Consider the following 9,563-nt stretch of genomic DNA (forward strand, 5'->3'; position numbering starts at 1 on the left):
ACCGGCTCCCGGCGTCGTGCTGATCACACCAGGGCTGGCGCCCTCTCGGCGGGCTCGCCGGCCGCCGCCGGCTCGGACGCTGCGTCCGCCTCGGGCGCGCCGTGGTCGTCGACCATCGTGGTCTCGTCGAACGGGTCGTCACCCGCGAGCACCCGGTCCAGCTGCGACCGGTCGATGCCGCCGGTCCAGGTGGCGACGAGGACGGTGGCGACCGCGTTGCCGGCGAAGTTGGTCAGCGCCCGGCACTCGGACATGAACCGGTCGATGCCGACGATCAGGCCGACGCCGTCGACGAGCTCCGGACGGTGCGAGCTCAGCCCGCCGGCGAGGGTCGCCATGCCCGCGCCGGTGACGCCCGCGGCGCCCTTCGAGGCGATCATCATGAACAGCAGCAGCGAGACCTGCTCGCCGATCGACAGCGCGTCGCCCATGGCCGTGGCGATGAACAGCGACGCCATCGTCAGGTAGATCGCGGTGCCGTCGAGGTTGAACGAGTAGCCGGTCGGCACCACGACGCCGACGGTGGGCTTGTCGACACCGGCGTGCTCCATCTTCGCGATCAGCCGCGGCAGCGCCGACTCGGAGGACGACGTCGACAGGATCAGCAGGAACTCGCGACCGAGGTAGCGCAGCAGCGAGAAGATGTTGACGCCCGTCGCCAGCTTGAGGATCCCGCCGAGCAGCACGAAGACGAACAGCGCGCAGGTGACGTAGAAGCCGATCATCAGCACCGCGAGGCTCTTGAGGGCGTCGACGCCGGTCTCGCCGACGACCCCGGCGATCGCACCGAACGCGCCGACCGGCGCGAGCCACATGATCATCGCGAGCACCCGGAACACGAGGCGCTGGACGTGCCCGACACCGCGGAGCACCGGCGTACCGGCCGGGCCCATGGCCTGGAGCGCGAAGCCGACCAGGAGCGCGACCAGCAGCGTCTGCAGGACCTCACCCGAGGTGAGGGCCGACAGCATCGAGTCCGGCACGATGCCGAGCAGGAAGTCGGTCGTGCTGGCGTGCGCCGTCTCGGCGGCCTGCTCGGCGCCGGCGGGCGCGGTCGCCTCCGTGATGTGCAGGCCGGCCCCCGGGTTCAGCAGGTTGCCGACGAGCAGGCCGATCGCCAGCGCGGCGGTCGACATGACCACGAAGTAGAGCATCGCGAGGCCCCCGACCTTGCCAACCCGCGCGGCGCTGGCCACCGAGCCGACTCCGAGGACGATCGTGCAGAAGATGACCGGCTGGATCATCATCTTGATCAGGGCCACGAACGCCTGCCCGAGCGGCTTGAGCTCGACGGCGAACGACGGCGCGGCCATGCCGACGGCGATGCCGGCGGCGACCGCGACGATGACGGCGATGTACAGGTAGTGCGTGCGGTCCCGGCGGGCCTTCCTGGCTGCGGGAGGGGTGGTGACCCGGTTGTCGGTGGGGTGACTCATTGGTTGACCTCCTGAGGTGCCGGGGCGCGTCCCGGTTCGCTGCCGACTCTCCCGACGGCAGTGACCTGCGTCACCGTTGCGTTCGTTGTGTTCGTGACGCGCGCCACATCGGGGCCGTCCTGCTGCGCCACAATGGCGGCGTGCGTCGTCCCCGGCCCCTGGCCGACCTCTCGGTCGCCCGGCAGATCCTGCTGCTGCAGGTCGGCGTGGTCGTGGTGCTCGTCGCCGCCGCGATCGCGCTGACGGCGTACGACGCGCGCCGCGACGTCCGCGAGCACGCGACCGACCGCGCGGTCGCTGTCGCCGAGGCCGTGGCGGACTCCCCCACCGTGCGCACCGCGGTCGCGTCGCCGGACCCCACCGCGGTGCTCCAGCCGTACGCCGAGCAGGTGCGGGTCGACACCGACACCGACTTCGTCGTCGTGATGGGCCTGGACCGCACCCGCTACACCCACCCGAACCCCGACAACATCGGCAAGCCGTTCGTCGGCGACCTCGGCGGGGCGCCCGACGGAGAGGTCTTCACGCAGGAGGCCACCGGGACGCTCGGACCCTCGGTGCGCGCCGTCGTACCGGTCCGGGACGGCGACCGGGTCGTGGCGCTGGTCTCGGTCGGCATCACCGTCAGCGACATCGACCGCCAGCTCCGCCGCGACGTGGTCGTGATCCTGCTGTGTGCGGGTGCGGTGCTCGCGGTCGGCCTCGTCGGCGCGGGGCTCGTCAGCCGACGGCTGCGGCGGATGACGCACGGCATGGGCGAGCGCGAGATCGCGCGGATGTACGAGTACTACTCGGCGGTGCTGCACGCGGTGCGCGAGGGACTCCTGCTCCTCGGCCCGGACGGCCGGGTCGAGCTGGTCAACGACGAGGCGCGGCGGCTGCTCGGCCTCCCCGACGACGTGATCGGGCGCCAGGTCGGCGACCTCGGGCTCGCACCGGGTCTGGTCGCCGCCGCGCTCGGCCGCACCGCGGAGTCCGACGACCTCTACCTCGCCGGCGACCGGATGCTCGTCGTCTCGACGGCGCCCGCCCGCTGGGAGGGCCGCGCGGTGGGCTCGGTGGTGAGCCTGCGCGACCACACCGAGCTCCGCTCGGTGACCGGTGAGCTGGACCTCGTCCGGCGGCTGACCGAGTCGCTGCGCTCGCAGAACCACGAAGCCGCCAACCGGCTGCACACCGTCGTGTCGCTGATCGAGATGGGTCGTCCGGAGGAGGCGGTGGACTTCGCCACCGAGGAGCTCCAGGTCGCCCAGCTCCTCGCCGACCGGGTGGTCGGCGCCGTGGACGACCCCGTCCTCGCCGCGCTGCTGCTCGGGAAGTCCGCCGAAGCGGCCGAGCGGGGCATCGACCTGGCGATCACCGGGAGCGTCACCGACACCGGCGACCTCCCCCGCCGCGACCTGGTGACCGTGCTCGGGAACCTCGTCGACAACGCCCTCGACGCGGTGACCGACGCGGAGGAGCGCCGGGTGACCGTGCACCTCGAGCGTGACGACCGGGTGCTGACGATCGACGTCCAGGACAGCGGCGCCGGCCTCGACGACGAGGCCGCTGCCCGGGTCCTGCAGCGCGGCTGGACGACCAAGGCCGCGCCAGGCGAGGGTCGCGGGCTCGGGCTGGCGCTCGTCGTACAGGTCGCGCGGCGGCACCACGGCGAGGTCACCGTCGGCCGGTCGGCCCTGGGCGGGGCGCGGTTCACCGTCGTCCTGCACCACGAGCACCACGAGGAGCCGGCATGACGGTGCGGGTGGTGGTCGTCGAGGACGAGGTGCGAGCGGCGGAGGCGCACGCGTCGTACGTCGCGCGGGTGCCCGGCTTCGAGGTCGCCGGCGTGGCGCACTCGCTCACCGACACGATGCGGATCCTCGACGCCGAGCGGGAGCACGGCCGCCAGGTCGACCTGCTGCTGCTCGACATGAACCTGCCCGACGGACACGGCCTCGGCCTGCTGACCCGGGTCCGCGCCGCCGGACACCTCTGCGACGTGATCGCGGTGACGGCGGCCCGGGACACCGACGTGGTGCGGCACGCGGTCGCGCAGGGAGTGGTGCTCTACCTGCTCAAGCCGTTCACGTTCGCGACCTTCCGCACCAAGCTCGAGCAGTACGCCGCCTACCGCGAGCACCTCGCGTCAGCGCCCCGCGAGGTCGTCCAGGACGAGGTCGACCGGCTGCTCGGCTCGCTCCGCCCGACCGGCACGGCTCCGCTTCCGAAGGGCATGAGCGCCGAGACGCTCCGCGAGGTCACCTCCGCCGTCCGCGCCGCGGCCGCCGACGGCCTGTCGGCCAGCGAGGCGGCAGCAGCCGTCGGCACCTCTCGGGTCACTGCCCGGCGCTACCTCGAGCACCTCGCCGCGATGGGGCTGGCCGACCGGCAGCCGCGCTACAGCGGCGGTGGCGGGCGGCCCGAGGTGGCCTACCACTGGCGCTGAGGCCGTTCTCCACAGCCCGGGTCGAGGGACTCCCGCTCGACGGTCCGAGCGAGAACGATGACGCCATGAACACCTCATCTCGGGAGCCCTACCGACCGGTCCTCGCCACCGATGCCGACGTCACCACGATGTGGCGGACCATCATCAGTCCCCTCGGCTGGCACGACGCACGGGTGTACGTGCTCCTCGTCGACGGTGACCGTCGGCCGACCTCGGTCATCGTCGAGATCGACGAGATCCCCGACCGGTTCACCGAGGAGGATGCGCACGCGCTCATGCAGGTCTACGCCCACCTGCTCGGCGACCATGCCGGCGAGCATGCCGACGGCGGGTCGGTCGCCGTCCTCGTCTGCCGTCCCGGCCCACCGCACCTCACGGACGACGACCGCGAGTGCTGCCGCCACCTGTACGCCGCCGGCCGCGCGGCCGACGTACCGCTGGAGCTGCTGCACCTCGGCACCGACACCGCCATCGTCCCCGTGCCGATGGACGAGGTCCTCCCCCGCACCGCGTGAACCGGTCGAGCAGGACCCCGAGGTCGAGCGCCGCCGCACTACCTCGGTGCTCGAGCCGCTCCCTCGGTGCTGTGACGAGTCAGAACGCCGAGGGAGCGCACGCTTCGCTGCCCTTGCGAACCGAACGCTGAGTTACAGCGGAAACAGCACCACCGGAGCGCCGGCTACGACAGCTCGAGACCGGGGTAGAGCGGGTGCTTGTCGAGCATCTCGGCGGAGGCGTCCTTGACCTTGTCGGCGACGCCGTCGCCGAGGACGTACGACGCCTGCGACGGGGTGCCGGCCTTGGTCGTGCCGGGCTGGGTGTTCTGCAGGACGTGCACGATCAGCTCGGCGACCCGGTCGAACTCGTCCTTGCCGAAGCCACGGGTGGTCAGCGCCGGGGTGCCGAGCCGGATGCCGGAGGTGTACCAGGCGCCGTTCGGGTCGGCCGGCACCGAGTTGCGGTTGGTCACGACACCGGCGTCGAGCAGCGCCGACTCGGCCTGGCGGCCGGTCAGGCCGAACGACGTCACGTCGAGCAGCACGATGTGGTTGTCGGTGCCGTCGGTGACCAGCTTCGCGCCGCGCGACATGAAGCCCTCGGCCAGCGACTTGGCGTTGTCGGCGATCTGCTGCGCGTAGGTCTGGAACGCCGGCTGGCGGGCCTCGGCGAGCGCGACCGCCTTGGCCGCCATCACGTGCGAGAGCGGACCGCCGAGCACCATCGGACAGCCGCGGTCGACCGACGAGGCGTACTCCTCCTGGGCGAGCACCAGACCACCACGCGGGCCGCGGAGCGACTTGTGCGTCGTGGTCGCGGTGATGTGGGCGAACGGGACCGGGTCCTCGTCGCCGGTGAACACCTTGCCCGCGACCAGGCCCGCGAAGTGCGCCATGTCGACGAAGAGGGTGGCGCCGACCTCGTCGGCGATCTCGCGCATCTTGGCGAAGTTGATGCGGCGCGGGTAGGCGGAGTAGCCCGCGACCAGGACCAGCGGCTTGAACTCCTTGGCCTTCGCCCGCACCACGTCGTAGTCGAGCAGGCCGGTCACCGGGTCGGTGCCGTACTGCTGCTGGTGGAACATCTTGCCGCTGATGTTGGGGCGGAAGCCGTGCGTCAGGTGACCGCCCGAGTCGAGGGACATGCCGAGCAGCCGCTGGTTGCCCAGCTCGTGGCGCAGCGTCTCCCACTCCTCGTCGGTGAGCTCGTTGACGTTCTTCTTGCCGTACTTCTCCAGCCACGGCCCCTCGACCCGGTGGGCGAGGATCGACCAGTAGGCCACCAGGTTGGCGTCGATGCCGGAGTGCGGCTGCGCATAGGCGTACGGCGCACCGAACAGCTCGCGTGCGTGCTCGGCCGCGAGCGACTCGACCGTGTCGACGTTCTGGCAGCCGGCGTAGAAGCGGTGACCGACCGTGCCCTCGGCGTACTTGTCGCTGAACCAGGTGCCCATGGTCAGCAGCACGGCCGGCGATGCGTAGTTCTCGCTGGCGATCAGCTTCAGGGACGCCCGCTGGTCGGCGAGCTCCTGGCGGGTGGCGTCGGCGATCCGCGGCTCGACGGACGCGATCACCTCCAGCGCCTGCTGGTAGGCACTGCTGACGACGCTGCTGGAGACGCTGCTGGAGACCGGGTCGCTCATGCGGAACAGCCTAGGGCGGAAGGCTGTTCAGATCACCGTGACCCCTGCTCTTGGCCGATCCCCGGCGTGTGACGTGGGTCGCACGCCCCGCGGCGGCACGGGGGCGCCCGGGTCGAAACGTCCGGATCGTGAGACGTGCGTCCGCATCATGAGATTCGGATTTGTGGACAGTCAGTCCGCAGACTGAGACTGGTTGACATGGTCTCTGCTGCAACCCATGCGTTCCTCGTGGTACGTCGCCACGTGGACTTCGGGCGCACCCGCAGCATGATGTGTTGGCCTCGCTGATCCGCCTCGCTCCTTTCCCGCAGCCGCGCACGCATCCCGCGCCCATCAGCGAAGGACCACCCTCCCGCCATGCCTGACCTGCGCTACCAGTCCCAGCCCGCTCAGCACACCGACATCCCCCGCCCTCGCCGTGCCGAGGGTCAGTGGTCGTTGGGCTACACCGAGCCGCTGAACAAGAACGAGCAGTCCAAGAAGGACGACGACGCGCTCAACGTGCGCGACCGGATCCTCTACATCTACTCCAAGCGCGGCTTCGACTCGATCGACCCTGCCGACCTCCGCGGTCGCATGCGCTGGATGGGCCTCTACACCCAGCGCAAGCCCGGGATCGACGGCGGCAAGACGGGAGCCCTCGAGGAGGAGGAGCTCGACGACCGCTACTTCATGCTGCGGGTCCGCTCCGACGGCAAGCTGCTCTCCCCCGCCGCGGTCCGCGCCCTCGGCGAGATCGGCGTCGACTTCGCCCGCGACACCGCCGACGTCACCGACCGCGAGAACATCCAGTACCACTGGATCCGGATCGAGGACGTCCCCACGATCTGGGAGCGGCTCGACGCCGTCGGCCTGCACTCGCTCGAGGCGTGCGGCGACTCCCCGCGGCCGTTCCTCGGCTCACCGGTCGCCGGCGTCGCGGCCGACGAGATCATCGACGGCACGCCGGCGCTCGAGGAGATCGAGCGCCGCTACGTCGGCAACAAGGACTTCTCGAACCTCCCCCGCAAGTTCAAGACCGCGCTGACCGGCCACCCGAGCCACGACGTGTCCCCGGAGACCAACGACGTCTCCTTCGTCGGCACGGTCCACCCCGAGCTCGGCCCCGGCTTCGACGTGTGGGTCGGCGGCGGGCTCTCCACCAACCCGATGCTCGCCCAGAAGCTCGGCGTCTGGATCCCGCTCGACGAGGTCGCCGACGTGTGGGAGGGCGTGGCCTCGATCTTCCGCGACTACGGCTACCGCCGGCTCCGCTCGCGGGCCCGCCTCAAGTTCCTCGTCGCTGACTGGGGTGTCGAGAAGTTCCGCGAGGTGCTCGAGAACGAGTACCTCGGCAAGCAGCTGGTCACCAACCCCTCGCCGCCCTCGCCGGTCGGCCACCGCGACCACATCGGCGTGCACCCCCAGAAGGACGGCAAGTTCTACATCGGCGTCGCCCCGACCGTCGGCCGCGTCTCCGGCACCCTGCTGGTGCAGCTGGCCGACCTGCTCGACGAGTACGGCGCAGCCGGGGCCCGCTTCACGCCGTACCAGAAGATCGTGCTGATCGGCGTCGACGAGGACAAGGTCGACGCCCTGGTCGCCCGGCTCGACGAGATCGGCCTCTCCGCCGAGCCGTCGAACTGGCGCCGCAACACCATGTCGTGCACCGGCATCGAGTTCTGCAAGCTCGCGATCGTCGAGACCAAGAACCGTGCCCGCGACCTGATCGACGAGCTGGAGCGCCGCTTCCCGGGCCTCGACACCCCGATCACGGTCAACGTCAACGGCTGCCCCAACGCCTGCGCTCGGACCCAGGTCGCCGACATCGGACTCAAGGGTCAGCTCGTCCTCGACGACGGCAAGCAGGTCGAGGGCTTCCAGGTTCACCTCGGCGGCGCCACCGGGCTCGGCGCGAACTTCGGCCGCAAGCTGCGCGCCCACAAGGTGACCAGCGCCGGGCTCGACGACTACATCACCAATGTCGTCAGCAACTACCTGGCCGACCGCAAGGACGACGAGATCTTCGCCGACTGGGTCGCCCGCGCGGACGAAGAGCTGCTCCGCGGCGACAAGGTCCTGGAGCCCCTCGCATGAGCGACCGCGCGCAGCCGTTCCACTGCCCCTACTGCGGCGAGGGCGACCTCTGGCCGCACGAGGCGTCCGACGCCGCCCCCCAGGGCGGGTGGGAGTGCCGGTCGTGCCTGCGCGCGTTCTCGCTGAAGATGCTCGGCCTGCTGCGTCCGGGAGGTGATCGCTGATGAACGCCGTCACCGCCAAGGCGCGCCTCGCCCGGGGCGCCGACACCGCGGGCCGCTCGCCGGAGGAGCTGCGCGAGATCGTGTCCCACTGGGGCGCCGAGCTCGAGCTGGCTCCGGCCGAGGTGATCATCGAGTGGGCTGCTGCCACGTTCGGCGAGCGCTTCTGCGTGACCTCGTCGATGGGTGACGCCGCGCTGGCGCACCTCGCGTCCAAGGTCGTGCCCGGGCTCGACGTCGTCTTCCTCGACACCGGCTACCACTTCGCCGAGACCATCGGCACGGCCGACGCCGTCAAGCACACGCTGCCGGTCAACCTGCTGTCGATCACGCCGGTGCAGAGCGTGGCCGAGCAGGACGCCGAGTACGGCAAGGACCTCTACAAGCGCGACCCCGACCTGTGCTGCAAGCTGCGCAAGGTGCAGCCGCTGCAGGAGGCACTGTCGGGCTACGACGCCTGGGCGACCGGCCTGCGCCGCGCCGAGACCCACAACCGGGTCATCGCGCCGGTCATCGGCTGGGACGCCAAGAAGGGCAAGGTCAAGGTCTCTCCACTGGCTCGTTGGACCGACGAGCAGATGGAGCGCTACATCGCGGACAACGGAGTCCTCGTCAATCCCCTGGTGTACGACGGCTACCCCTCGATCGGGTGCTGGCCGTGCACGCGCCGAGTAGCCCCGGGCGAGGACCCTCGTAGCGGGCGCTGGGCCGGCACCAACAAGACCGAGTGCGGGATCCACTCCTGATCCACGCCCTCCGTTGACTCACTGACCGATTCACCTGCACCACACGAGAGGAGACAGCTGCTGATGTCCGCTCCTGCACTGGTTGCCCTGGCTCATGGCAGCCGGGATGCCCGCTCCGCCGCGACGGTGACCGCCCTCGTCGCCGAGGTCAAGGCGCTTCGCCCCGACCTCCGCATCGAGAAGGCGTTCCTCGAGCTCGCCAAGCCGAACTTCCAGACCGTCGTCGACAAGCTGGTCCGGGCCGGCTTCGACGAGATCGTCGTCGTACCGCTCCTGCTCAACGAGGCGTTCCACGCGAAGGTCGACGTGCCCGAGGTGATCGCCGAGGCGACCGCCCGGCACCCCGGTCTCCAGATCCGCGCGACCGACGTGCTCGGTCTCGAGGCGCGCTTTCTCGAGGTGCTCGACGAGCGGATGCGGGAGGCCCTCAAGGAGGCCCGGGTCCGTGAGCTCGACGCGCTCGTGCTCGCGGCAGCCGGATCCTCCGACCCGCTCGCCAACCAGGCCGTCGCCCGGCTGGCGCGGGTCTGGGGCACCCACCACAAGCTGCCCGTGACGGGGGCCTTCGCCGCC

The 9,563-nt window shown here is 71.0% G+C and carries 9 protein-coding genes; 7 read left to right on the forward strand and 2 right to left on the reverse strand.

Annotated features, from left to right (window positions below; all coding sequences use genetic code 11):
* Nucleotides 1-23: 23 nt before the first annotated feature.
* A complete protein-coding gene (locus tag H0488_RS07480; RefSeq protein WP_183098662.1) occupies nucleotides 24-1,436 on the reverse strand; it encodes a cation:dicarboxylate symporter family transporter in 1,413 nt (470 codons plus the stop codon).
* A gap of 140 nt (nucleotides 1,437-1,576) precedes the next feature.
* Between H0488_RS07480 and H0488_RS07485 the strand changes: the two genes are divergently transcribed.
* From H0488_RS07485 to H0488_RS07495, 3 genes are all read left to right on the forward strand, one after another.
* A complete protein-coding gene (locus tag H0488_RS07485; protein WP_312856245.1) occupies nucleotides 1,577-3,175 on the forward strand; it encodes a sensor histidine kinase in 1,599 nt (532 codons plus the stop codon).
* Complete coding sequence (locus H0488_RS07490; protein WP_183098663.1) at nucleotides 3,172-3,867, forward strand: response regulator; 696 nt, start codon at nucleotides 3,172-3,174, stop codon at nucleotides 3,865-3,867. The genes H0488_RS07485 and H0488_RS07490 overlap by 4 nt, the downstream gene beginning before the upstream one ends.
* A 65-nt stretch (nucleotides 3,868-3,932) precedes the next feature.
* Entirely contained in the window at nucleotides 3,933-4,382 is a 450-nt protein-coding gene (locus H0488_RS07495) for a hypothetical protein (RefSeq protein WP_183098664.1), read from the forward strand.
* Nucleotides 4,383-4,546: 164 nt separating this feature from the next.
* On the opposite strand, the gene H0488_RS07500 is transcribed toward H0488_RS07495, so the two are convergent.
* Nucleotides 4,547-6,007, reverse strand: a complete 1,461-nt coding sequence (locus H0488_RS07500; protein WP_183098665.1) for a glycine hydroxymethyltransferase — start codon at nucleotides 6,005-6,007, stop codon at nucleotides 4,547-4,549.
* 357 nt (nucleotides 6,008-6,364) lie between these two features.
* On the opposite strand from H0488_RS07500, the gene H0488_RS07505 reads away from it, so the two are divergent.
* From H0488_RS07505 to H0488_RS07520, 4 genes are all read left to right on the forward strand, one after another.
* Nucleotides 6,365-8,083 (forward strand): nitrite/sulfite reductase, encoded by a 1,719-nt coding sequence (locus H0488_RS07505; protein ID WP_183098666.1) that lies wholly within the window; start codon nucleotides 6,365-6,367, stop codon nucleotides 8,081-8,083.
* Nucleotides 8,080-8,247, forward strand: a complete 168-nt coding sequence (locus H0488_RS07510; RefSeq protein WP_183098667.1) for a hypothetical protein — start codon at nucleotides 8,080-8,082, stop codon at nucleotides 8,245-8,247. The genes H0488_RS07505 and H0488_RS07510 overlap by 4 nt, the downstream gene beginning before the upstream one ends.
* Nucleotides 8,247-8,990: a phosphoadenylyl-sulfate reductase gene (locus tag H0488_RS07515; protein ID WP_183098668.1), complete on the forward strand. Its 744-nt coding sequence runs from the start codon at nucleotides 8,247-8,249 to the stop codon at nucleotides 8,988-8,990. Before H0488_RS07510 ends, H0488_RS07515 begins: the two co-directional genes overlap by 1 nt.
* A gap of 63 nt (nucleotides 8,991-9,053) precedes the next feature.
* A partial coding sequence (locus H0488_RS07520; protein ID WP_183098669.1) for a sirohydrochlorin chelatase occupies nucleotides 9,054-9,563 on the forward strand: 510 nt, incomplete at its 3' end.

This window comes from Nocardioides pelophilus (genome assembly GCF_014180685.1).
Classification (GTDB): Bacteria; Actinomycetota; Actinomycetes; order Propionibacteriales; family Nocardioidaceae; genus Nocardioides; species Nocardioides pelophilus.